The sequence below is a fragment of the Chenggangzhangella methanolivorans genome (assembly GCF_042648545.1).
GTDB lineage: Bacteria > Pseudomonadota > Alphaproteobacteria > Rhizobiales > Methylopilaceae > Methylopila > Methylopila methanolivorans.
Window position 1 is genome coordinate 56513 of record NZ_JBHRXS010000016.1, and the last position, 23795, is coordinate 80307.

Below are 23795 nucleotides of genomic sequence, written 5' to 3' on the forward strand. Positions count from 1 at the left end.
CCCACCCTCACCCTCCCCGCAAGGGGGAGGGATGGTCGGCGTGGAGCCCTTCGCCAAGCCGGCCGAAGGGCGCCGCCAACCGCGGAGACATGGTCGGCAAGGGGCGGCGCTGAAATCAGCCGATGACCTTCACCGACTTCGGATCGAAGTTCGCGGCCGCGAGCGCCGTGTCGACCTTGCCCGCGATCTCGGTGTTGATGAACTTCGAGACGTCGGGCATGCGCGGCAGGAGCTTGGCCTCGACGCCCCATTTGGCGAGCGTTCCCATCTTGGCGATCTGCTCGTCGGAGAGCGCCGCCTTGATGTCGGTGACGGCCTTCGCGTTCCAGGCCGGGTCGTAGCTCGAGGCCTTCTGCAGCACGGGCTCGGGGATGTTCTTGGCCGGCTCGAGCGAACGGAACCAGCCGTTGACGAGGTCGTGGTTCTGGCTCGCGAAGAACAGCGCCTCGGAGCTTGCGCGAAGATAGCGCTCGACGACCTCCGGACGGTCCTTCACGAAGCGGTTGTTGGCTGTGAGCACGATGACGGGCGTGAGGTTCTGCGACACGACCTGGGCGTGGCCGGAATTCTCGAAGAACGACACGAACGGGTCGTAGGTGAAGAAGGCGTCGATGCGCTGCGCGCCGACGGCGTCGGCGAGCTCGGCCGGGCCGACGTTCACGAAGGTCATGTCGGAGCCGGGCTTCAGCCCCGCGCCGATCACCGCCTCCTGCGCGTTCTGGAACGCCGTGATGCCGAAGGTGCCGAACACCTGCTTGCCCTTCAGCCCGGCGAGATCGGTGATGCCGGACTTCTTGGTGGCGAGCACAGCCGAGCGGAACCGCGCCTGAGACGCGATGGTGGTGACGGGCGCTCCGACCGCCATGGTGGTGACCGCGGCGAAGTCTGACAGCGTGCCGACGTCGGCGGCGTTCGAGACGATCGCTTCGTTCACCGCCGGCGAGGCGTTGAGCTGGATCATCTCCATCTTCAGCCCGTTGCGGGCCGCGATGTCGGTGCGCTTCAGCACATGGGCGATCTGGGCCGAGACGGTGGTGGTGTTGAACCAGCCCATCTTGACCGTGTCGGTCGAGCCTTGAGCACGCACGATCGCGGGCATGGCGAGCGCGGCGGAGCCGACGAGACCGGCCGACAGCTGGCCGAAGCGACGGCGAGAAAGCATCACGGTCACGTCTATTCCCCTTTTTGCCATTCGGGCTTCAGCGTCTCCCACAGCGCGTTGACGGTGGAGACGAACCAAGGATCGGAGCGCATCTCGGCGGTGCGCGGACGCGGCAGCGGCACGAGAACCTCCTCTCGGACGCGGCCCGGCCGCGGGCTCATCACCACCACGCGGTCGGCGAGGAACACCGCCTCGTCGATGCCGTGGGTGACGAACACGACGGTCTTCTTCGCCTCCGATGAAATGCGGGCGATTTCTTCCTGCAGCAGCACGCGGGTCTGCGCGTCGAGCGCGCCGAAGGGCTCGTCCATCAGCAGGATGTCGGGATCGGGCGCGAGCGCGCGGGCGATGGCCGCGCGCTGCTTCATGCCGCCCGAGATCTGGTGCGGGAACTTGTCCTCGAAGCCCGTGAGCCGGACCGTGTCGATCAGCGAGCGCGCGATCTCGGCCCGCTCGCGCCTGGCCAAGCCCTTGGCCTTCAGGCCGAACTCGACGTTCTGCTGCACCGTCATCCAGCCGAACAGCGCGTAGTCCTGGAACACGACCGTGCGGGACGGGTCGGGCTTCGTGATCGCCCGGCCGTTCTGCATCAGCTGGCCGCTCGAGGCCGACTGGAAGCCCGCGATGATGTTGAGCAGGGTCGACTTCCCGCAGCCCGAGGGCCCGAGCAGCGAGACGAACTCGCCGCGGCGGATGCTCAGGCTGACCCCGTCGAGGGCGATCACGGCGGCGTCCGCGCCGCCGCCATAGACCTTGCCGACGTTGCGGATATCGATCTGGGTCTCGGGCAGGGCCTCGTCGGCGAGCGGCGGGGGCGTCATGAGGGCGACGGCGGCTGACATGATGTTCGGCTCCTCGGCTCAGTTGCGCTCGGAAGGAGCCCAGGCGTTCACCCGGCGCTCGATGCTTTCAAGGACCGCGGACATCGCGAAGCCCACGAGCCCGATCGCCACCATGCCGGCCACGACGTTGTTGATCTGGAACAGCATACGGGACTGCTGGATCAGGTAGCCGAGGCCGGTCTGGGCCGCGATCAGCTCGGCGGTCACCACGCACATCCAGCCGACGCCGAGCGCGATCCTGAGGCCCGGCAGGATGATCGGCAGCGAGGCCGGGATCAGCACGTCGGTAAAGAGCTGCCAGGGCTTTGCGCCGAGGCAGAGCGCGGCGTTCATCTGGTTGCGGTCGAGGCCGCGGACCGCGGTGTAGGTTGCGACGAAGGCCGGAAACACGGCGCCGAGGAAGACCAGGAAGTAGGAGGCCGAGTCGCCGAGCCCGAACCAGAGGATGGTGATCGGGATCCAGGCGAGCGGCGGGATCGGCCGGAGCGCCTCGACCACGGGGCGCACGAAATCCGCGACCGCGCGCCACCATCCGCAGACGAGGCCGAGGCTGATCCCGACCACGCAGGCGATCGCGAAGCCGATCGCGACGCGCTGCAGGCTGGCCCCGAGATGCACCCAGAGCGAGCCGTCGAGCGCCATCTCCCACAGCGCGCCGGCGACCGCCACGGGGGACGGCAGCAGAAAGCCGTCGATGATCCCGAGGCTCGTCAGCGCCTGCCAGACCGCGAAGAAGGCCGCAAGGCCGAGCGCGGCGCGCACCGATCGATCGGCGAACAGGACGGCGAGGCCGCCGCGCTTGGCTCGGCCGGCGGAGACGGAAGCGGGGGCGGCTTCGGCCTTCATTTCCATGAGCATGTTCGATCCCACGACCCGGCTGAGGCGGTCGGTCGGACCCCGTCGCCTGTGGTTGACGATCAATCCATGAAAGTGTCGGCCATAACCGTCAACGCCAAAAACGCGCCATACCTGACCAATGCGAATGCATTGCCTTCATAAATCAGCAGATAACTGACGCAACGGCGCCTGAAATTTGATCCTGACACTCACCAATTGTCGGCTTAAACCGACACATGGACGCGCAGGGCGATATCGGACATGCTGCGCCGCGGAATAACAACAGGAACGCCGCGTGGATCTTGAGGAAAAGCTCGCCCGGATCGGGATTACGGGGACGCTCTACCGGCTCTATGTGACGGCGATCGGCCTCGGCGGCGGCTCGGTGACCGAGGTCGCCTCGCGCGCCGGCATGGCGCGCACCACGGCCCATGACGGGCTGGCCAAGCTCGAGGACGAGGGGCTGGTGCGCTTCGTCGACCACGGCAAGCGCCGCTTCGTGGTGGCGCAGGATCCGGGCATCCTGCTCGAGCGGGCGGAAGCGCGCCGGCAGATGCTCGAGGACGTCATGCCGACGCTGCGCTCGATGTATCACCACGAGAACGGCCAGCCGAACGTCCGCTTCCACCCCGGCCCCGAGGGCATCCGCGAGGCCCTCTGGGACACGCTGACGGGCGAGCAGAAGGAGCTCCGCGCAACGCTTTCGATGCGCGAGCTGATGGCCGAGCCCGGGCTCGAGGAGATGGAGCGCTATCTGAAAGAGCGCGCGCGGCGCGGCATCTGGCTGCGCGTGATCCGTTCCGAGGAGCGCGACATCGCGCCGATCTGGCCGTCGAGCGCCGGCGAGAAGCGCGAATTGCGCTATGCGCCCGCCGCCCACAATCTGGCGATGACCTGCTTCATCTACGGAACGAAGGTCTGCGTGATCTCGTCCGCGCGGGAGAGCTACGGCCTCATCCTGGACAGCGCGGAATACGCCGCCTTCCAGGCCGCCATGTTCGACGTGATGTGGAGCATGAGCACGCCGACGACCTGAGCGCGCCGCGAGCGCTCGGCAGTTCGTCCCTCAGCGGAACCGCGCCCGCGCCGGCGGGGCGACCGAATGCGGGAACGGGCGCAGCGTCAGCCGCGGACTCTGCCGAGAACGCTGACGAGCTCGGCGACCTTCTGGCGCTGCTCGTCCTTGTCGCCCGACTGGATGGCGGCCTCGACGCAGTGGCCGACATGGTCCTTGAGGATCTCCTCCTCGACCCGCTTCAGCGCGGCCCGAACGGCGGAGATCTGGGTCACCACGTCGATGCAGTAGCGGCCTTCCTCCAGCATGCGCGCGATGCCGCGGACCTGACCTTCGATCCGGCTCAAACGCTTCCCGCAAGACGCCTTGGTGCTGCACTGCATGACCTGAATTTACCCCGCGGGGGTATCGCGGGCAAGAGGCTCCTCGACGAACAGGTCGAACCGTCCGCTCCCCGGGGGACCGGGCGCGCTGCGACGGCTGCATCGCCGTCCACACGCAGGCCGCCAAGGACGCCGGCGCCGGCAAGGAGGAGATCATGGAGGCGCTCACCGTCGCGGTGGCGCTCAATGCAGGCGCGGCGCTGGTCTATTCCGCCCGCGCAATGGACGCGCCGGCCTCCGCGACTTAATTCCCGCACGACCGAAACGGCGGCGCGTCCTGCCGGATGCGCCGCCGTTCTTCATTTTCAGGCCAAGGCTTATTTCTCATGTCAGCATCCCTCTTCATCGACGGCGTGTGGACCGAAGGTTCGGGCAAGCGCCGCGGCAAGATCCTGAACCCCGCGACCGGCCAGCAGACCGGCGAGGTTCCTTTCGTGGAGGAGGCCGATCTCGACCGCGCGCTCGCCGCCGCCCAAAAGGGCTTTCTGGTCTGGAAGGCCATGAGCCCGGTCGAGCGTTCGAAGATCATGCGCAAGGCCGCCGGCCACATGCGCGAGCGCCACGAGGCGATGGCGCGGGCCATCACCGCCGAGCAGGGCAAGCCGATCGCCGAAGCCCGGATCGAGGCCGCGCTCGCGCCCGAGCACACCGAATGGAACGCCGAGGAAGGCCGCCGCGCCTACGGCCGGCTGATCCCGGCGCGCGCGAGCGACGTCACCCAGATCTCGCTTCGGGAGCCGATCGGGCCGGTCGCGGCTTTCAGCCCGTGGAACTTCCCGGTCAACCAGGTGGTGCGCAAGATCGTCTCGGCGCTCGCGGCCGGCTGCTCGATCATCGTCAAGGCGCCCGAGGAGACCCCGAGTTGCGCGGTCGAGCTGGTGAAGTGCTTTGAGGAAGCCGGCGTTCCGGAAGGCGTGGTGAACCTCGTATTCGGCGTCCCGGCCGAAATCTCCGAGAAGCTGATCGCCTCGCCGATCATCCAGAAGGTGTCGTTCACGGGCTCCGTGCCGGTCGGCCGCCATCTCGGCGCGCTCGCCGCCCAGCACCTGAAGCCCACGACGCTCGAGCTCGGCGGCCACGCGCCCTTCATCGTGACCGAGGACGTCGACCCGGAGGCGGTCGCGGGCGCGGCCGCGGCGTCGAAATTCCGCAACGCCGGCCAGGTCTGCATCTCGCCGACCCGCTTCCTCGTCCACGACAAGGTGTTCGACCGCTTCGTCGACGCCTTCACGGAGAAGGCGGAAGCCATCAAGGTCGGCGACGGCATGGAGGACGGCGTCAAGATGGGCCCGCTCGCGCAGGCCCGCCGGGTCGAGGGCGTCGACGCGCTGATCCAGGACGCCGCCGCGAACGGCGCCGAGATCCGCACGGGCGGGCGCCGCATCGGCAATCAGGGCTTCTTCTACGCCCCCACCATCCTGGCGAACGTTCCGCTGTCGGCGCGCATCATGAACGAGGAGCCGTTCGGCCCGGTCGCCATCGTCAACCGGGTCTCCTCGCTCGACGAGGCGCTCGACGAGGCGCGGCGCCTGCCCTTCGCGCTCGCGTCCTACGCCTTCACCAACTCGCTGAACGCGGCCGACCGCATCGCCGACGAGATGGAGGCCGGCATGGTCACCATCAACCATTTCGGCCTCGGCGTGCCCGAGACGCCGTTCGGCGGCTTCAAGGACAGCGGCCACGGCTCCGAGGGCGGCACGGAAGGCCTCGAAGCGTATCTGCGGACGAAGTTCGTCACGCGCCGCAGGTGAGGCGGCGGGCGACGGCGCGCTCGCGATGAGGGACGCGGCGGGTTCGATCGTTTACGCAAGGCGGGCTCGCCCGTTCACTCCGTAGCCGTCGCCGAGCCCGCCATGACCTTGATCCGCCTCCTCGCCAGCCTCGCGTTCCTGACCTGCGTCAGCGGCGCGGCCGAGGCCGTCGAGATCCGCACCGCGACGGGGCTCGCCGCGATCGCCGAGACGCCGAAGCGCGTCGCGGTGTTCGACGTGGCCGCGATCGACACGCTCGACGCGCTCGGCGTCGCGCCCGCGGGCGCTCCGGCGACCATTTTCGTGCCCCAGCTCGAGACCGTCGCGAAGAAGGCCGAGCCGGTCGGCACGCTGTTCGAGCCCGACCTAGAGGCGCTCAACGCGCTCCGACCCGACCTTATCATCGTCGGCGGCCGCTCCTCGCCCCGCTCCGCCTCGACGTCGCGCGTCGCCCCGACGATCGACATGACCATGGCGGGAGCCGACCTTCTGGCCGAATCCCGCGAGCGGCTCGACGCCTATGGGGCGCTGTTCGGCCGGCAGGCGCAGGCCAGGGCCATAGAGGAAAAGCTCGACGCCGCGGTTTCGGCCGCGCGCGCGGCGGTCGCGGGCAAGGGCAAAGCCCTGATCCTGATGACCAACGGGCCCAAGATCACCGTCTACGGCGCGGGCTCGCGCTTCGGCTGGCTGCATGCGGGACTTGGGATTAGCCCCGCGGTCGAGCGCATCGGCGCGGCGGTGCATGGCGAGGCGGCGTCGTTCGAGTTCATCGCCAAGGCCGATCCCGACTGGCTGATCGTGGTCGACCGCGCGGCCGCGCTCGGCGCGGGCGAGCAGAACGCCCGCGCGACGCTCGACAACGAGCTCGTGGCCGGGACCACGGCCTGGCGCAAGCATCAGGTGATCTTCCTGCCGGCCGCCGACGTCTACATCGCGGCCGGCGGCGTTCAGGCCACCATGCGGGTGCTCGACACGGTGACGCGCGCGTTCTCGGCGGCCAAGTGAGGCGTCTCGCCTGCGGACTGCTGGCGGGAGCCGCGCTCGTCGCCACGAGCCTCGCCGTCGGAGCCGGCGACTTCGACGCGCAGATCCTGTTCGAAAGCCGCGCGCCCCGCACCCTCGCGGCGATCCTCGCCGGGGCCGCGCTCGCGATCGCGGGCCTCGTGATGCAGACGCTGGCGCGCAACCGCTTCGTCGAGCCCGCGACCGCCGGAAGCGCGCAGAGCGCGGGGCTCGGCCTGCTGGCCGCCACGCTGCTGTTTCCCGCCGCCTCCCTGCCGGTCAAGACCGCGATCGCGACGCTTGCGGCGCTCGCCGGCACGGCGCTGTTTCTGGCCGTCGCGCGGCGGCTGCCGCCCGACCAGCCCTACCTCACCCCGCTCGTCGGCCTCGTCTATGGCGCGACGCTCGGCGCAGGTCTCACCTTCGCGGCCTGGCGCTTCGACATGATCCAGTATCTCGAGGTCTGGACCGTCGGCGAGTTCTCCGGCGTGCTGCGCGGCCGCTACGAGATCCTCTGGGCCGCCGCCCTGATGATCGCGCTCGCCTGGTGGACGGCCGACCGCCTCACCGTGCTGTCGCTCGGGCAGGAGACGGCCGTGGGGCTCGGCCTCGACTACGCCCGGATGATGCAGGTCGGGCTGCTGATCGTTTCGGTGACGGCGGCCGTCACCGTGGTGACCGTCGGCGTCGTGCCCTTCGTCGGGCTCGTCGCGCCGAACCTCGTGACGCGGCTGCGCGGCGACGACGTGCGCGGCGCCCTCCCCCTCGTCGCGCTGTCGGGCGCCGGGCTGACGCTCGCCTGCGACCTCGCCGGCCGCCTGCTGCGCTATCCCTACGAAATCCCGGTCGGCGTGGTGCTCGGCGTCGTCGGCGCGGGGCTGTTCCTGGCGCTGTTGCTCAAGCGGCCCGCCGATGCCTGAGGGGGCCGCCTGGCGACTGGGCGCGCTCGCGCTCGCCGCGCTCGCCGTCGCGGGCGCCTATCTCGCGCTCAACATCCGCGGCGACGTCGCCTTCGCGCTGGAGCTCCGAGGCGTGCGGCTCGCCGGGCTCGTCACGGTCGCGACGGCGATCGGCGTCTCGACCGTGCTGTTCCAGACCATCACGGGCAACCGCATCCTGACGCCCTCGATCATGGGGATCGACGCGCTCTACATGTTCGGCCAGACCGCGCTGATCTTCACGCTCGGCGGCCTCGGCTTCGCGAGCCTCGACCCGCGGCTGAAATTCCTGGCCGACGTCGGGCTGCTGATGGCGCTGTCGCTCGCGCTCGTGCTGCCGATGCTGAAGGCCCGGCTCGACATGACGCTGCTGCTGCTCGCGGGCGTCGTCGCGGGCGTGCTGTTCCGCAGCCTCGCGGGCCTGCTCTCGCGGCTGATCGACCCCAACGACTTTTCCATCGCGCAGGTCTCGAGCTTTGCGAGCTTCACCGCGATCCGCCCGGACCTCCTGGCGATCGCCGCGATCGTGACCGCGATCGGCTCGGGCCTCGCCTGGCGGGCCCGCCATGAGCTCGACGTGCTCGCGCTCGGCCGCGACGCCGCGACCGGACTGGGCGTCGACTGGCGGCGGGCGACCGCCGGCCTCATGGCGGTCACCGCAGGCCTCGTCGCCGCCTCCACCGCGCTCGTCGGACCGGTGGTCTTCCTCGGCCTCGTGGTGGTGGCGCTCGCCGAACGCGCGGTCGGCACCCGCCGCCACGCCGCTCTCCTCCCGGCCGCCGCGCTCGTCGGGACGATCGCGCTCGTTGGCGGGCAGGCGCTGCTGCAGCACGGGCTCGGCGGCGCGACGTCGCTCGGGATCGTGATCGAGTTCGTCGGGGGCATCATGTTCCTGGCGCTGCTGTTCATGGAGGTCCGGCGATGATCCGCATCGAGGGGGTATCGCTCGCCATCCGCGGCGCCGCGATCCTGACCGAGGTCTCGCTCGACATCGCCAAGGACGGCGTCACCGCGCTCGTCGGCCCGAACGGCGCGGGAAAATCGACGCTGCTGTCGCTCGTCGCGCGGCTGCGGCCGCTCGAAACCGGCGCCGTCACGGTCGACGGCCTCTCGGTCGCGACCGCGCCCTCGCGCGAGCTTGCGCGGCGCCTCGCGATCCTGCGGCAGGATCCGGGCGTCGCGAGCCGGCTGCGCGTGCGCGAGCTCGTCGGCTTCGGCCGGTTTCCGCATTCGCGCGGGCGCATGACGGCGCAGGACCGCGAAATGGTGGCGCAGGCGCTCGCCGCTTTCGATCTCGAGCCGCTGGCCGAGCGTTTCGTCGAGACGTTGTCCGGCGGCCAGCGCCAGCGCGCGCTCGTGGCGATGGCCTATGCGCAGGACACCCCGTGCCTGCTGCTCGACGAGCCGCTCAACAATCTCGACATGGCCTACGCCCGCGACCTGATGCGGCGCCTCCGCACGCTCGCCGACGAGCGCGGCCGCACGATCGTGGTCGTGCTGCACGACCTCAACCACGCCGCCGCCTGGGCCGACCGGATCGTGTGCATGCGCGCGGGCCGGGTCGTCGCCGACGGGCCTCCGGCCGAGATCCTGACGGCGGACACGTTGAGCGACGTCTTCGGCTTCTCGATGCGCGTCGAGACCATCGACGGCCGCCCCTTCGTTCTACATCATCTTTGAAGACGATGCTTTGAGTTGCTGGACGACCACATTTTAGAATTATAATAAACTGATGTTTTACAAAGTGATTGACTTGCCTTGCATGTTTTTGTCTTTGTGACAGCCATTCGCAAGTACGCCGGCGAACCGCACTCGATCGCCGCCTCAAGACGCCTCTGCGCGTCGCGAGCGGCGCCGGCCTGCCGAGAAGACGTGATGCCGAACGTGTCGTCGATCTCCGCCCTGTCGGGCTTCTACGCGAGCGAACATGGCCGTCTCAGGCGCATCGCGCGACGCATCACGGGGTGTCGCGACGCCGCCGAGGACGTCGTGCAGGACGCCTTCGTCAAGCTCTCGGGCCGCAAGGTCGAGGCCGACGACGTCGGGCTTCTGGTCCGCACCACGCAGAATCTGGCGCGCGACGCCATGCGGGCGTCACGCGTGCGCACGGCCTATGCGGCCCGCATGACCGAGGAGCAGCTCGCCCCGGGGCTCGCGGCTCCCGACCAGGCGACGGCGAGCCGTCAGGAGCTCGACGCGCTGCTCGCCGCCATCGAGGCGCTGCCCGAGCGCACGCGACGGGTGTTCCTGATGAACAAGGTCGACGAAGTCCCCTATCCCGAGATCGCCTCCCGCCTCGGCGTCTCGGTCTCGACGGTGGAGAAGGAGATGATCTCCGCGCTCTCCTTCTGCCGCGACTGGCGCCGACGTCGCGCCTGAATTGAGGGGGCGTCGACCCTCGAGCGTTCCGATATCATAACGGGCGAAACGCAGCCGGGAACGACGCGGGTCTGATGCAGCCGACGGGGGACGACGGCGCCCGGTCCGAAAGGATCGAGCGCGAAGCGACGGCGTGGTTCGTGCGCCTTGGAAATTCGCAGGCGACGCCGGCCGACCGCGAGGCTTTCGGCCGCTGGCTGGAGGCCGACGCCGAGCACGGCCGCGCCTTCGCCGAGGTCGAGCGCCTGTGGCGCGAACTCGACAGACCGGCGGCCGCCGCCGCCGCCGCGGCGCGGCGCGCCGCGCCTGCGCCGCGCCGCAGGTTCGGCCGCGCGGCCGTCGCGATCATGCTCATGGCCGCATGTCTCGCCGTCATCGTCTGGCGCGACCCCGGCCTGATCGCGCGGGCCCGCGCCGACCACGCGACGCCGCCGGGCGAAAGCCTCTCGGTCGCGCTCGAGGATGGGTCTTCGCTCTTCCTCGACGCCGACAGCGCGGTGTCCGAGCGCTTCTCGAACGGCCGGCGCGAGGTCGAGCTGCTGCGTGGGCGCGCCTGGTTCGACGTCGCGCCCGATCCGACCCGCCCCTTTCTGGTCCATGCCCGCGACATCGACGTGCGCGTGACCGGCACGGCCTTCGGCGTCGACCGCGACCGGGGCGTCGTCACCGTCGAGAACGGGTCGGTCAGCGTGGCGGAGGGCGGCGAGCATCTGCGTCTGACGCCCGGACAGCAGGTGGCGAGCCGCGACGGCCGCCTCCTGGCTCCGGAGGCCGTCGACCCCTCGACGGCGCTCGCCTGGCGGCGCGGCCTGTTGGTGCTCGACGCCGCCCCGCTCGAAGACGTGTTCCGCGAGATCGCCCGGATGGCGGGCGGGCGCGTGATCGCGCCGCAGGCCGAAGTGCGCGCTCTGCGGCTGTCGGGCGTCTTCCGCGCCGAAGATCCGCAGGCGCTGATCGAGGCCCTCCGCAGCGGCCTCGGGCTGCGCACCGCGTCCGCCCCCGGCCTCGCCACGCTGGTCTATCGCTGACGCCTCGTCCTTCCGCCGTCCCGCCGACTCTTTTCCGCCAGGTTTTTTTGAGGCGCCGCGCGCCCTGAGCCGTTCGGCTTGTGAGAGGCGGCCGCGGGGGCGGCCGCCCGGTGCGTGTTCGGGGACGGCGGATTATGGGAATTCATGTGCGTAGCGCGCTGCTCGGCGGCGCGTCGGTGCTCGCCGCGGCGCTCGCGGGCGCCCTGCCGGCTGCGGCCGAGCCGTCCTACCCGGCGGTCTACAGCTTCGACATCCCGAAAAAACCGCTGCTCGCCGCGCTCGCCGACTTCACCGCCACGACCGGCGTCCAGGTGGTCCGTCCCGGCGCGCAGCGTCTGGAAGGCGAGGCCCCGGCGGTGGTCGGCCGTCAGGACACCGAAAGCGCGCTCAAGAAGCTGCTCGAAGGCTCCGGCCTCCGGTTCCGCGCCGCGGGCCCGCGCACCGTGACGCTCGAGCGCGTCGGCGAGATCCAGCCGGTCCAGCTCGCGACCGAGGCCGAGACGCTGGAGCCGATCGACGTCATCGGCCAGAACGTCCGCCGTTCGGACGGCGGCGACGGCAAGTACGACGTCACCGCGCAGGAGATGGAGCGCAAGCAGCCGAACGACATTCGCGACGTCTTCGCGGGCGAGCCCGGCATCCAGGTCGGCAGCTCCATCCCGCTCAGCCAGAAGGTCTATGTCCACGGCGTCGAGGAGAACAACCTCGCGGTCTCGATCGACGGCGCGCCGCAGAACAACAAGGTGTTCCACCACAACGCCACGACGGTGATCGACCCCTCGCTGCTGAAGACGGCCCGCGTCGACGCGGGCGTGGCGCCGGCCGACGCCGGCTTCGCCGCGCTCGCGGGCTCGATCGCCTACGAGACCAAGGACGTCGTCGACCTTCTCGGCCCGGCCTCAGCGTCGGTTCCCGGCCTCGTCACCAAGGACGGGATTTCGCCGGCCGCCTCGAAGGACTGGGGCGGCTTCTCGAAGGCCACCTTCAACACCAACGGCGCCGTCTTCAGCCAGAACCTCGGCCTTTTTGGCCGCCACAACGGCTTCGAGGTCCTCGGCTTTTTCAACGTCGCGCGCGGCGGCAAATACAAGGCGGGCAACGGCGACAAGGTGGGCGGCACCGCGACGCATCTCACGAGCGGCCTCGGCAAGGTCGCCTACGAGGCCGACTCGGGCGATCGCTTCGAGTTCAGCTATGAGCGGGTGAGCGACGACGCCTATCGCCCCTACCGCGCGAACGGCGGGGACTTCGAGATCGCCGGCCGCGTCGGCGAACCGAAGACCCGCCGTTACGATCTCGACCGCCAGAACGCCGTCTTCACCTACACCGACACCACGCCCGAAGGCTGGTGGGACCCGAAGATCGTCGCCTCCTGGAGCAAGACCAAGGTCGGTCTCCCCATCTGGGAATGGACCGGCGACACGACCCCGGGCGGCGACCGCATCTTCGCCTACGCCCGCGACGCGATGGGCGACACCTCGACCTACAGCGCCAAGGCCGAGAACAAGTTCTCGTTCGAGAAGGGCACCGTGGTCGCCGGCGTCGACTTCCGCCGCGACCGCGCCCGCATCGACTACTCGCCCGTCGACTTCGACCTTCCCGCGCGGGAGCGCTCGACCCAGGCAGGCGCCTTCGCGCAGGCGCGGCTGGAGCCTATCGACCGCTTCCACCTCTCCTTCGGCGGCCGCGCCGACTATCAGTGGTTCCGCGGCGTCAACGACTCGCCCGGCGCCAAGAAGAACCACGGCGGCCTGAGCGGCAACGTCTCCGGCGAATACGAGCTGATCGACGACCTTCTGACGGCGAAGGCGGCGTACAGCCACGTGTGGGGCGGCGTGCCGCTCGCCGAGAACTTCGTGTTCAACCACCTCTGGCTCTATGAGGGAGCCGGGCAGAAGCTGAGGGCGACCGTCGCCGACAACGTGACGCTCGGCCTCGTCGCCAAGCACAACGGCTTCACCGTCGAAGGCAGCGTATTCGGCACCAACATCGACAACGCCCGCAACGCCAAATATTCGAACGCCTACGATCCCGACGGGTTCGGCGGCCCGGCGCTGCGGGACCGGCTCGGCGCGGTCTGGGCGCCCGACCTCAAGACGCGCGGCTTCGAGGTCGGCGCCGGCTACGCCTGGGACACCGGCTTCGCGCGGATCAAGTGGGCCCATATCGACGTCGACATCAACGGCCGGCGCGGCGACGCCGACACCGGCAACTACATCGCGACGCCGGTCGGCGACATCATCACCCTGACCGCGGCCCACACCTTCACGCAGCACAACGTCACCATCGGCGCCGACGCCGAGATCGCGCCGAAGTACAAGCGCGTCGGCTTCGCCTATGACGAGAACACCGGCGAGCGCTATCGCCTCAAGCACTTCAAGGCCTACGAGGTCGTCAACGCGTTCCTCGAATGGAAGCCTCAGACGGTCGGTTTTGAAACGACGCTGCGCGTAGACGTGAAGAACATCTTCGACAACACCTACGGCAGCCGCGCCAGCTACGGCAGCGAGTTCGGCAACGTGACGCCGCTCTACGAGCCGGGCCGCTCGGTGATCATGAGCGCGGCGGTGAAGTTCTAAGACGGGGGACGTCACGGCCAAGGCCGTAACGGACGGCGGCGCGGCGGGGCATGTCCCCGCCGCGTTCGTTTTTGACGCCCGAGACGGCGCGCCCGAGTTTGACGGGTCCGGCCTCGCTCACCGCCTCCATGCCGCCATGAGACGATCTCCCGCCTGGCGTTCGGCGGCGCCCGTACGCGCCCATACTTTCAGTCATCTCAGACATGATCCGAATTCATTTTCGGCAGAGGAGCCGGCCGTCTAGGGTCCGCGGGCACACGTGACCCACGCTCCTCTCGGCTCGCCCGGCGCCCCGACCCATGGTCGCAGGCCGCCGCCCGGCGACGGCCTGCGGGGCGACGAGAGGATGGACGATGACCCTGGCTTCCTTCGCGCGCTCGGCGGTTCTGGCGGGCGCGCTCGCCTTTTCGGGCGCGGCTCTAGCCGAGACCAGCACGGCCGACGTCCAGGGCGCGGCCGACAAGTGGGACGCGGCCTACAACGGCGGCAAGCTCGACGACCTCTCGGCCTTCTATTCGAAGGACGCGGTGCTCGTGACCAACGCCGACCAGCGCTCCGGCGCCGACATCAAGGCGTTCTTCGCCGGCCTCAAAGAAAAGGGCTTCGACGGCCACAAGATCACGGTCCAGTCGGTCCGCACAAAGGGCGACGTCGTGGTCGCCACCGGCCGCTGGGAGATGACCGGCCCGTCCGAGGGCGGCCAGAAGAAGACCTTCAGCGGCAACTGGATCAACGTGCTCGAGAAGCAGGACGGCGGCCTCAAGACGCTGCTCCACACCTGGAACTGATCTCCCGGACCGGACGACTTCGGCGCGGCGCGCTGGAGCGCCGCGCGCTTTGAGGCTATGCGACCCGTCGGTTCTCGCGGACTGACGGGCGCTCATGACCAAGCAGACCTTCGACAGCCGGCTCCTAAGCGGGGTCGGCGTCCTTTCGGCGGTCGTGCGCGCCGGCAACTTCATGCGCGCCGCCCAGGCGCTGGGGCTCACCCAGCCGGCGGTGAGCCGGGCGGTGTCGCGGCTCGAGCAGCGCGTCGGCGTCCGGATCTTTCACCGCACGTCGCGCGCCGTCACCCTCACCGACGAGGGCCGCCGCTTCTACGAGGCCGTCGCGCCGCTGCTCGCCGGCATCGAGGCCGCGGCCTTCGACGCGCGCGAGACGACCAGCGCCGTCACGGGCCTCCTGCGCGTCAACGCCGACCGGATCTTCGCCCAGCACGTGCTGACGCCCGCGCTTGAGCCGTTCCTCGCGGCCCATCCCGAGCTCGACGTCGAGATCGTCGTGCAGGAGCGGCTCGGCGACCTCGTGGCCGACGGGTTCGACCTCGCCTTCCGCTTCGGCGACGCGCAGGCGAGCCCGCTGATCTGCCGGCGCCTAATGGACGTGGCGGTCGTCACCTGCGCCTCGCCGGCCTATCTCGAGCGGCGCGGCGCGCCCGGCGAGCCGCGCGATCTCGAAACCGGCCACGACTGCGTTCTGATGCGCAATCCCGCCACCGGACGCCCGTTCGACTGGGAGTTCGTGCGCGCCGGCGAGACCGTGCCGATCTCGGTTACGGGGCGCGTGACGGTCAACGACGCCGGCTCGCTGATGGGCGCGTGCCTCGGCGGCCTCTGCGTCGGTCAGCCGCTCGAGATCTACGCGCAGCCCCATCTCGCCGAGGGCCGCCTCGTCCGGCTGCTGCCCGACTGGGCCGACGAGACCTTCCCGGTCCACGTCTACCATCACGAGCCGAAATTCGCGCCCGAGTGGGCGCGGGCGTTTCTCCGCTACGTCGAGGCGCTTCCGATCGTCGCTGGCGGCGCCCCGCCGGTCGAGCGCCTGCGCCCTTGAAGGTGGCGGTCGCGCCCGCCCCGGCTTCCGGGACGGGCGCGACGGGGTCGGCTCAGTCCACGCCCTGGTAGATCATCCGGCCGATCGAGTCGTATTTCGCCCGGTTCATGCGCTTCAGGATCATCGCGCCGCCGAAGCCGATCGCGAGGATCGCGACGGTGAGCCCCGGGATCCACTTGGCGAAGGCGTAGCCGGCCGAGAGGAAGTCGAGGTTGGCCACCAGCATGACGATGACCGCCACCTGCGCCACGAAGGCGATCGCGGGGGCGACCAGCGTCTTGAACCAGTGGTGGTCCTGCGGATGCTCGCGCTTGAAATAGGCGATGATGGCGACCGACACGACCGCCTGCGCCACGAGGATCAGCGTGGTGCCGAACAGCGCCATCAGGCCGTAGAGGCCCGCATAGGCCTGGTTCGGATCGTCCATGCCGAGCGCCGCGGCGAACACGATGACCAGAACCGCGGCGATCGCCGACTGGGTGAATGAGGCGACGTAGGGCGCCTTGTAGACCGGGTGCGTCTTGCCGACGGCCTTCGGCAGAATGCCCTCGCGGCCGAGCGAGTAGAGATAGCGCGAGGCGGTGTTGTGGAACGCCATCCCGCAGGCGAAGGACGAGATCAGGATGAGGTAGCTCATCGCGTCGCCGAGCCATGGGCCGACAAGCGTCGAAGCTGGCTTCATGAAGAAGTTCGCGGCGTCGGTCTGGCCGGCGGCGATCGCGTCGGCGGGCGTCGGATAGGCCGAAAGCGCCGCCCAGCTGGTGATGATGTAGAAGATCCCGAGCGAGATCACCGAGATGTAAAGCGACAGCGGGATGATCTTCTTGGGGTTTTTTGACTCCTCGGCGTAGTTCGGCGCCATCTCGAAGCCGACCCAGCTCCAGAAGGCGAAGAACAGGCCGATCGAGGCGACGCCCGCGGTCAGGCTCCCGCCTGGCGCGTCGAACCCCTGGAAGGCCGCGAGCGGATTGAGCGCCGCGGGATTGGCGGTCACGCCGGAGTTGGTGAACACCCCGATGTCGAACACGGTGAGCGCGATGACCTCGCCGATGAGCGCCACGCCCAGGATCGCGACCGAGATCTTCACGTCGAAATAGGAGCACGCCGCGACGGCCGCGAGCATCACCATGGAGAGGTAGGGCCATGGGATCGTGATCCCCCAACCGGCGAGCTTGGCGGAGGCGAAATAGGCGAAACCGCCTGCGAGCGAGGCCTCGAACACCGAATAGGCGACGATCGACCCCAGCGCGAGCGCCATCCCCGACTCGCGGCCGAGCCCGTGGCTGATGAAGGAGTAGAAGCCGCCGACGGCCGAGACTTTCCGCGCCATCTCGGCGTAGCCGACCGAGAAGATCGTCAGCACGATCGTGGCGAACAGGAAGGCGGCGGGCGCGCCGACGCCGACGCCGTTGCCGACCACGATCGGCACGTTGCCGAGCATCGCGGTGATGGGCGCAGCCCCCGTCACGGTGAGCTGCAGCACGCCGACGAGGCCGATCGCCCCGCCATGCAGCTTGTGCACGTCGCTTCGGCTCGCGACGTCCATCCCGGAGCTTGGCGCCGCCAGCGACGACGACGTTGCATCAATGCTCGACATGCGACCCTCTCCCGTTTCGCGTCTCGAAAAGCCCATGCATCAACTGTGCCTCACGGATTCGTGAGGCAGCGCTTGAGCTTGGCGGGTCGGACGGGAACTGTTGGATCAACAACAGGCAGATGTTGGGTTTACAACGCCTCATCGATAGGCAAGCTTTTGGCCTCTCCTTTCTTTGGCCCAGAGGCGCCCGATGAGTTCAGACCGCACCCGCATCGCGATCGTCACTGGCGGCTCGAAAGGCATCGGAAAGGGCATCGCCAAGGGCTTTTCCGACGCCGGCTATTCGGTGCTGGTGGTCTCGCGCAACGAGGCGGAAGCGAGCGCGGTCGCAGCCGAGATCGGCGGCGGCGCCTCGGGCTTCGCCGCGGACCTCTCCAGGCCCGAAGCCGCGAAGGCGATGGCGGCCGCGGCCGTCGAGCGCTACGGCGCGATCGACGTGCTCTGCGCCAACGCCGGCATTTTCCCGTCGGCCAAGCTCTCCGAGATGACCGAGGCGGATTTCGACCTCGTCATCAACGCCAACCTCAAGAGCACGGTGTTTTCCGCCCAGGCCGTGCTGCCGGCCATGAAGGCGGCCGGCGCGGGCCGCATCGTGCTGACCTCGTCGATCACCGGGCCGATCACCGGCTATCCGGGCTGGTCGCATTACGGGGCGAGCAAATCCGGCCAGCTCGGCTTCATGCGCACGGCGGCCGTCGAGCTCGCGCCCTTCGGGATCACGGTCAACGCGGTGATGCCGGGCAACATCCTGACCGAGGGGCTCGCCGGCATGGGCCAGGACTATCTCGACCAAATGAGCGCCTGCATCCCGATGAAGCGCCTCGGCGCGGTGTCGGACATCGCCAACGCCGCGCTCTATTTCGCAAGCGAGGGCGCTGGCTACGTCACGGGCCAGACCATCGTGGTCGACGGCGGCCAGGTGCTCCCCGAAAGCCCCGGCGCGCTCGACGCCATGGGGGACTAGCGCCCCCTTGTCCCGGACTTGATCCGGGACCCAGAGCCGACACGGCTGGGCCAGCAAACGCGGTCAAGTCAAAGCCTTCGTCGGAAAGCGCCTCGGCTCTGGGTCCCGGATCAAGTCCGGGACAAGTGGGCTGTCAGCCCTCCGCCAGCACCTCGTCCAGCGCGTCGACCAGCATGTCGGCGTGGGCGCGTTCGAACACCAGCGGTGGGCGGATCTTCAGCACGTTGCCGTAGAGCCCCGCGGCCCCGATCAGGATTTTTCGCTCGCGCAGCGCGTTGATCACGCGGGTCGCGGTCTCGGGCGCGGGCGCGCCGTCGCGCACGAAATCGACGCCGAGATAGAGCCCCGCGCCGCGCACCTCGCCGATTTGGCCGCGCCGGTTCGTCAGCCCCCGCAGCCGGGCGAGCAGGTGGCCGCCGACATCGGCCGCGTTCGCGACGAGCCCGCGCTCCTCGATCTCATCGAGCACGGCGAGCGCCGCCGCGGTGGTCACGGGGTTGCCGCCAAACGTGTTGAAGTAGCCGGTCGAGTCCGCAAACGCCTTCAGCAGCGGGGCGCTGGAGACGACGCCCGCGATCGGCATGCCGTTGCCCATCGGCTTGCCCATGGTGACGACGTCGGGCGCGACGCCGTGGCGAACGAAGCCCCACATGGCTGCGCCGGTGCGCCCGAACCCAGGCTGCACCTCGTCGGCGATGAAGAGGCCGCCGGCGCGGTGCGTCGCTTCGACCGCGTCCTTCAGGAAGCCGGCCGGATCCGCCGCGACGCCGTCGCTCGAAAAGATCGTGTCGACGATCAGCCCGGCGAAGCCGAACTCGGAGCGCTCGAGATCCGCGATCGCCGCCTCGACATTGCTGGCGAAGGCCTCGAGCCCGGCCCCGATCGGCGCCGGCACGGCGCGGATGTGAGGCGCGAGCGGCTTTCCGGGGCGCGAGGACGGCGAGACGTCGGTCACGGCGGCGGTGTTGCCGTGATAGGCGGCCTCGGTGACGACGAAGCCGCGCTTGCCCGTGGCCGCGGTCGCGATGCGGAGCGCAAGGTCGTTGGCCTCGCTGCCGGTGCAGCAGAACGCGACCTTGTCGAGCGGCGCGCCGAAGGTGGCGAGCAGCCGCTCGGCGTAGGTGTGCACCACGTCGTAGAGATAGCGCGTGTGGATGTTGAGCTGCGCGGCCTGGTCGGCGATCGCCTTCACGACGCGCGGGTTGCAGTGCCCGACCGAGGGGACGTTGTTGTAGACGTCGAGATAGCGCGCACCGTCGGCGGTCTGGAGCCAGACGCCCTCGGCCGAGACCACATGCAGCGGCTTCTCGTAGAACAGCACCGAGGTCGGGCCCATCGTGGCCTGCCGGCGCTCCACGAGCCGCGCGACGTCGGCGTCGAGTTCGGCGGGCGCGGCCGCGTCATAGGCGTTGAGCTTCAGGATCTGGCGGCTCGCCGCGGACATGGCCTGGCCTTGCGTCATCGGGAAGAGAGGTAGCGCTCGGCGAGCGCGAGCGTTCCGTGCGTGTAAGCGTCGCCCATCGACTGCGCGGTCGGCGTCTCGGCGTGGCTCGCGATCCAGGCGGTGAGCTGGATCCGCCGCAGCATCATGAGCGCGGGCATGACGGCGCGGTCCTCGGACAAGACCGGCGCGACCGTCTCGTAGCCCGCGAGCCAGGCCTCGAGCAGCTCCGGAATGAACGGCTCGTGCTCCATGAAGCTGACCGCCGCGGCGAAGTCGTACATGAACCACGAGAAGCCGCAGTCGTCGAAGTCGATCACCGCGAGCCGGTCGCCGTCGACGAGAAGGTTGGCGGGCCGCAGGTCGCAATGGATCAGCCCGACCTTGTCGCCTGTCGCGCCATAGGCTGCGAGCTCGTCGCGCAGCCGGTCGCCGGCGCGCTGGATGAGGGCGCGGCCTGGGTCGTCGAGCCCGAGCCCCGCGCGCCAGTCGCCCCAGAGCGGCGTCGCGCCGATCGTCGTGTCGAAATTCCAGGTCTTGCGCCGGAACCCCGGCGTCGCCGCCCAGCCGCGCGCATGACCGTGCAGGCGCGCCGTGATCGCCCCGAGGATGCGGTACCACGCTGCGAGATCCTCTCCGGGCTCCGGCTCCTTGCCGCTCATGAACTCAAACGCCGCGACATGGCGCGTCTCGCCCTCGTCCTCGAAGGCGCCGAGCAGGCCGCCGTCCCGGCGGATCATCGGCTCCGGCGTCGCCGCGACGCCGTCGGCCCTCAGCGCCGACACCCAGTCGAGCTCGGAGCGGATCTCGTCGGCCGCCTGATAGTCCGGCCGGTGGACGCGGAACACGATGGGCGTCCCGGCGCCGTCATGCGCGAGGAAGGTCGCGTTCTCGGAGATCGTCAGCAGTTTCAGCGGCGCGTCAGGCTGAAGGCCCCATTCGGGCAGCGCGCCGCGCAGCCGCGTCTCGAGCCTCGACAGGAAACCGGCGTCGTACATGCGTGGCCCCGCGGATCGTTCGCCTGAGTGATCCCACGCAAATGTGGGAAGTGCAACATCGATGGCGCGGTCACAACATCGCCGCGGGCGCGGCTCAGGCGAGAACCAGCTCCACCCCGTGGCGCCCGATCGTCTCGCCGAGCGCCCCTTCGGGCCTCGCGTCGCTGATCAGCGTCCCGATCTCCCGCCAGGAGGCGAAGCGGGCCGGAAACACCTGGTCGAACTTCGACCGGTCCGCGACCATCAGCGTCTCCGCCGCGCGGGATACGATCGTCCCGTAGACCGCCGCCTCCTCCACCATCGCGTCGGTCGCGCCCTCGGCGGTGAGCCCGCTCGCGCCCACGATCGCGACGTCGGCCGTGAAGTCGCCGAAGAACCGCGTCGTCAGCGCGCCGACCATCGCGCCTTCGCTCGCCAGATACCGGCCCGGCGCCATCAGCACGTCGATGGTGGGGTTGAGCGCGAGCACCGTGGCGACGCTGAACGAATGGGTGACGACGGTGAGCCGCCGGTGGTCGATCGCGATCCTGCGCGCGACATGCGTCGTGGTCGCGCCGGAGCCGATCATCACCATCGCGCCGGGCTTGATGCGGGCCGAGGCCGCGCGGGCGATGCGCTCGCGCTCGGCGACCAGCAGGCCGTGGCGCTCGCCGACCGCGGGCTCGGCGCCGGGCGAGCGCACCGCGCCCCCATAGGTGCGGTTGATCAGCCGCTGCTCGGTGAGTTCGTCGAGGTCGCGCCGGATGGTCTCGGTCGACACGCCCATGCGCGCCGCAAGCTCCGCGACGCGCAGGCTCGGGGTCTGGCCGACCTCGGCGAGGATGTGGCTGTGGCGCGCGGCTTTCGATGGCTTCATGCGGGAAAGATCGCTACTGCCCGATCCGAACGCTGCCCTTGAGACGACGCCGGACGCGAAGATGGATGGCCCCGCCCGACTTGACGAACCGGCCGCCGGCCATTCTCCACAGCCGCTCTTCGCCGTCCACTGCGCGCGCCCGCTCCTCGTCGCGCGCTTCCCCGCGCCCGTCGCCGTTCTGAGCTGGGCGGTCGCGCGGCCGGGGCGGCAGGTCGCCCGAAAGGTCGTCTGGCTCGAGGTGAAGGACGCCGACCTGCCGCCGGAAGTCGATCCCGCGGCGTTGCTCGACGCGAAGCTCGGCGATGCGGGGCTTTCGGACGCTGTCGCAATGATGACCGCGCGCGACGTGCGCCGCCATCACTCGGGCGTGGCGCGATCGGGCGGCGTCGCGGCGCAGTGCCTTGCGACCGCGGGCCTGTCGAACGCCGGGCGGATCGGCGTCGCGTCCGGCCCGGGGCGTCGGACCGGCACGATCAATCTTCTCGCCGCCGTCTCGGTCGCGCTGACGGACGCCGCGCTGCTCGAAGCCGTTTCGATCGGGACGCAGGCCCGCACCGCCGCGGTGATGGACTGCGCCTATGCGATCGAGGGCGGCCTCGCCACCGGCACGGGCACCGACTGCATCGCGCTCGCCTGCCCGGCGGAAGGCGAGCCAGCGCCCTTCGCGGGGCTGCACACGCCTGTCGGCGAAGCGCTCGGAGCCGCGGTCTACGACGCCGTCAAAAGCGGCGTCCGCGAATGGATCGACGGCCGCGCCTGAGGCTCACGGCGGCGTGACGAAAGCCCCGCCTCGCGCCTCGACAAATCAGGGGCGGGAGACTATATCGATTGGTATGAAATTCTCGGAGCCCGCGTGACATGGGCAGGCCCAAAGAGTTCGACCCGGACACCGCGCTCTGCGCTGCGCTCCAGGTCTTCTGGAAGCACGGTTATGAGGGCGCGTCTCTGAGCGACCTCACCGAGGCCATGGGAATCACGCGCCCGAGCCTCTATGCCACATACGGCAACAAGGAAGAGCTCTTCCGCAAGGTGCTCGACCGCTACGAAGAGAGCCATCTCTGCTTCGTGGCCGACGCGCTCGCCGAGCGCTCGGTGCTCCGCGCGATCGAGCGCCTGCTCGACGGCTACGCCCAGGTGCTGACCGACCCGATGCATCCCCCCGGTTGCCTCGGCGTCAACAGCGCGGTCTGCGGCGGCGGCGAGAGCGCGGCCATCCGCAAGGAGCTGATCGCCCGTCGCAGCTTGAGCGAAGCGACGCTGCGCGAGCGCTTCGAACGCGCTTCCGCCGAGGGCGAGCTGCCGGCGGGCGAAGATCCCGCCGACTGGGCCCGCTTCGTGATGTCGGTCGGTCTCGGCATGGCCGTGAAGGCCACGTCGGGCGCGCGCCGCGACGAGCTCGAAAAGGTCGGCGCGATGGCGCTGCGGGCGCTGCCCGTGGCGGCGCCCATCGAGGCCCCGGCGCTCGCCGCTCAGGCGTAGGCGACCCAGCCGCGGAACGTGAAGGCGGCGTAGAACAGTCCGACATTCGAGAAGCCCGCCTCGCGCAGCATGGCTTCGTCCTGCTCGGGCGAGAGCGCCGGCAGGCGCTCGGCCATCGTCTGCGCCGCGTTCGCCGCCTGCGCCGGGTCCGTTCCCGACGACGCCGCGAAGGCCGCATATCGCGACAGCCAGAGCTCCGCTTCCGCCTTCGGGCGCGGGAAGCTGTGATGCACGACGACGAGCGGCGCGCCGGGCTTCAGCCGCCGGCGGATCTCCCGAAGCAGACGCAGGCGCGCGTCCTCCGGCAGGAAGTGCAGCACCAGCAGGCAGCTCGCGCCGTCGAACGGCCCGTCGGGCGCCGCGTCGACCTCGCCTTCGTGAAGCGTGACGCGCTCGATGAGCGGCCCGAGCGTCAGCCGCGCGAGCTTCAGCATCTCGGCCGACGGGTCGACCCCATCGAAGCGCCAGCCGGGGCGGCCTTCCGCAAAGACCTTGAGTTCGAGCCCGCCGCCGGCGCCGACCACGAGAATGCGCGCCTCGTCCGCCGCGCGTTCGGCGAGCAGCAGCATCGCCATGCGCTGCATGTCGGAAAAGCCCGGCACCTGGCGCTTCGGCCGCTCGGCGTAGGAGGCGACGGCGTCCGGATCGTCGAAGACGTTCATCGGACCTTCCTCCCAGCCCTTCCTGTCAAAACGACGACGGGCGCCCGGG

The 23795-nt window shown here is 69.9% G+C and carries 23 protein-coding genes and 1 pseudogene; 15 read left to right on the forward strand and 9 right to left on the reverse strand.

Features of this window, described 5'->3' with window-relative positions; all coding sequences use genetic code 11:
* Positions 1-115: 115 nt before the first annotated feature.
* From ACFOWB_RS22220 to ACFOWB_RS22230, 3 genes are read right to left on the reverse strand one after another with little or no spacing between them, the layout of a single operon-like run.
* A complete protein-coding gene (locus tag ACFOWB_RS22220) occupies positions 116-1162 on the reverse strand; it encodes an ABC transporter substrate-binding protein (RefSeq protein WP_378149831.1) in 1047 nt (348 codons plus the stop codon).
* 11 nt (positions 1163-1173) lie between these two features.
* A complete protein-coding gene (locus ACFOWB_RS22225; protein WP_378149435.1) occupies positions 1174-2004 on the reverse strand; it encodes an ABC transporter ATP-binding protein in 831 nt (276 codons plus the stop codon).
* Positions 2005-2022: 18 nt separating this feature from the next.
* On the reverse strand, positions 2023-2862 hold the full coding sequence (locus ACFOWB_RS22230; RefSeq protein WP_378149437.1) for an ABC transporter permease: 840 nt from the start codon (positions 2860-2862) through the stop codon (positions 2023-2025).
* Between the two features lie 274 nt (positions 2863-3136).
* On the opposite strand from ACFOWB_RS22230, the gene ACFOWB_RS22235 reads away from it, so the two are divergent.
* On the forward strand, positions 3137-3877 hold the full coding sequence (locus tag ACFOWB_RS22235) for a TrmB family transcriptional regulator (RefSeq protein WP_261404537.1): 741 nt from the start codon (positions 3137-3139) through the stop codon (positions 3875-3877).
* 86 nt (positions 3878-3963) lie between these two features.
* On the opposite strand, the gene ACFOWB_RS22240 is transcribed toward ACFOWB_RS22235, so the two are convergent.
* On the reverse strand, positions 3964-4239 hold the full coding sequence (locus ACFOWB_RS22240) for a metal-sensitive transcriptional regulator (protein WP_261404538.1): 276 nt from the start codon (positions 4237-4239) through the stop codon (positions 3964-3966).
* A gap of 86 nt (positions 4240-4325) precedes the next feature.
* Here ACFOWB_RS22240 and ACFOWB_RS22245 point away from each other — a divergent pair.
* The 11 genes and pseudogenes from ACFOWB_RS22245 to ACFOWB_RS22295 form a co-directional block, all read left to right on the forward strand.
* Positions 4326-4487: pseudogene (locus ACFOWB_RS22245) on the forward strand (carboxymuconolactone decarboxylase family protein); the annotation flags it as partial.
* A gap of 78 nt (positions 4488-4565) precedes the next feature.
* Positions 4566-5990, forward strand: coding sequence for an NAD-dependent succinate-semialdehyde dehydrogenase (locus tag ACFOWB_RS22250; protein ID WP_378149440.1), 1425 nt, complete (start codon positions 4566-4568; stop codon positions 5988-5990).
* A gap of 102 nt (positions 5991-6092) precedes the next feature.
* Complete coding sequence (locus ACFOWB_RS22255) at positions 6093-6995, forward strand: siderophore ABC transporter substrate-binding protein (RefSeq protein ID WP_378149442.1); 903 nt, start codon at positions 6093-6095, stop codon at positions 6993-6995.
* Entirely contained in the window at positions 6992-7912 is a 921-nt protein-coding gene (locus ACFOWB_RS22260) for an iron chelate uptake ABC transporter family permease subunit (protein WP_378149444.1), read from the forward strand. The genes ACFOWB_RS22255 and ACFOWB_RS22260 overlap by 4 nt, the downstream gene beginning before the upstream one ends.
* Positions 7905-8855 carry an iron chelate uptake ABC transporter family permease subunit gene (locus ACFOWB_RS22265; RefSeq protein WP_378149446.1) on the forward strand — a complete coding sequence of 317 codons (951 nt, stop codon included), beginning with the start codon at positions 7905-7907 and terminating at the stop codon, positions 8853-8855. The genes ACFOWB_RS22260 and ACFOWB_RS22265 overlap by 8 nt, the downstream gene beginning before the upstream one ends.
* The gene (locus ACFOWB_RS22270) at positions 8852-9610 is read left to right on the forward strand and encodes an iron ABC transporter ATP-binding protein (protein ID WP_378149448.1); all 759 of its coding nucleotides are present in this window, start codon (positions 8852-8854) and stop codon (positions 9608-9610) included. The genes ACFOWB_RS22265 and ACFOWB_RS22270 overlap by 4 nt, the downstream gene beginning before the upstream one ends.
* A gap of 195 nt (positions 9611-9805) precedes the next feature.
* Positions 9806-10309, forward strand: coding sequence for an RNA polymerase sigma factor (locus tag ACFOWB_RS22275; RefSeq protein WP_315855156.1), 504 nt, complete (start codon positions 9806-9808; stop codon positions 10307-10309).
* A gap of 74 nt (positions 10310-10383) precedes the next feature.
* A complete protein-coding gene (locus tag ACFOWB_RS22280; RefSeq protein WP_378149451.1) occupies positions 10384-11337 on the forward strand; it encodes a FecR family protein in 954 nt (317 codons plus the stop codon).
* A gap of 146 nt (positions 11338-11483) precedes the next feature.
* The gene (locus ACFOWB_RS22285) at positions 11484-13916 is read left to right on the forward strand and encodes a TonB-dependent receptor (protein ID WP_378149453.1); all 2433 of its coding nucleotides are present in this window, start codon (positions 11484-11486) and stop codon (positions 13914-13916) included.
* Between the two features lie 353 nt (positions 13917-14269).
* Positions 14270-14704, forward strand: coding sequence for a YybH family protein (locus ACFOWB_RS22290; RefSeq protein ID WP_261404542.1), 435 nt, complete (start codon positions 14270-14272; stop codon positions 14702-14704).
* Positions 14705-14798: 94 nt separating this feature from the next.
* Positions 14799-15749, forward strand: a complete 951-nt coding sequence (locus tag ACFOWB_RS22295) for a LysR family transcriptional regulator (protein ID WP_261404543.1) — start codon at positions 14799-14801, stop codon at positions 15747-15749.
* 52 nt (positions 15750-15801) lie between these two features.
* Here ACFOWB_RS22295 and ACFOWB_RS22300 read toward each other — a convergent pair whose 3' ends face one another.
* Positions 15802-17346, reverse strand: coding sequence for an APC family permease (locus tag ACFOWB_RS22300; protein WP_378149456.1), 1545 nt, complete (start codon positions 17344-17346; stop codon positions 15802-15804).
* A 190-nt stretch (positions 17347-17536) separates the two neighbouring features.
* On the opposite strand from ACFOWB_RS22300, the gene fabG reads away from it, so the two are divergent.
* Entirely contained in the window at positions 17537-18310 is a 774-nt protein-coding gene (fabG, locus tag ACFOWB_RS22305) for a 3-oxoacyl-ACP reductase FabG (RefSeq protein ID WP_261404545.1), read from the forward strand.
* A 133-nt stretch (positions 18311-18443) separates the two neighbouring features.
* On the opposite strand, the gene ACFOWB_RS22310 is transcribed toward fabG, so the two are convergent.
* The 3 genes from ACFOWB_RS22310 to ACFOWB_RS22320 all read right to left on the reverse strand — a co-directional run bounded on the left by ACFOWB_RS22310 (position 18444) and on the right by ACFOWB_RS22320 (position 21605).
* A complete protein-coding gene (locus ACFOWB_RS22310) occupies positions 18444-19754 on the reverse strand; it encodes an aspartate aminotransferase family protein (protein WP_378149459.1) in 1311 nt (436 codons plus the stop codon).
* A 14-nt stretch (positions 19755-19768) separates the two neighbouring features.
* Positions 19769-20749: a phosphotransferase enzyme family protein gene (locus ACFOWB_RS22315; protein WP_261404547.1), complete on the reverse strand. Its 981-nt coding sequence runs from the start codon at positions 20747-20749 to the stop codon at positions 19769-19771.
* 94 nt (positions 20750-20843) lie between these two features.
* The gene (locus tag ACFOWB_RS22320; protein ID WP_261404548.1) at positions 20844-21605 is read right to left on the reverse strand and encodes a DeoR/GlpR family DNA-binding transcription regulator; all 762 of its coding nucleotides are present in this window, start codon (positions 21603-21605) and stop codon (positions 20844-20846) included.
* A 61-nt stretch (positions 21606-21666) separates the two neighbouring features.
* Here ACFOWB_RS22320 and ACFOWB_RS22325 point away from each other — a divergent pair, with 61 nt between their 5' ends.
* Together ACFOWB_RS22325 and ACFOWB_RS22330 are read left to right on the forward strand one after the other, a co-directional pair.
* Positions 21667-22365, forward strand: a complete 699-nt coding sequence (locus tag ACFOWB_RS22325; protein ID WP_378149462.1) for an adenosylcobinamide amidohydrolase — start codon at positions 21667-21669, stop codon at positions 22363-22365.
* A 98-nt stretch (positions 22366-22463) separates the two neighbouring features.
* Positions 22464-23084 carry a TetR/AcrR family transcriptional regulator gene (locus ACFOWB_RS22330; RefSeq protein WP_261404550.1) on the forward strand — a complete coding sequence of 207 codons (621 nt, stop codon included), beginning with the start codon at positions 22464-22466 and terminating at the stop codon, positions 23082-23084.
* On the opposite strand, the gene ACFOWB_RS22335 is transcribed toward ACFOWB_RS22330, so the two are convergent.
* A partial coding sequence (locus ACFOWB_RS22335) for a class I SAM-dependent methyltransferase (RefSeq protein ID WP_378149464.1) occupies positions 23075-23795 on the reverse strand: 721 nt, incomplete at its 5' end. The genes ACFOWB_RS22330 and ACFOWB_RS22335 overlap by 10 nt on opposite strands.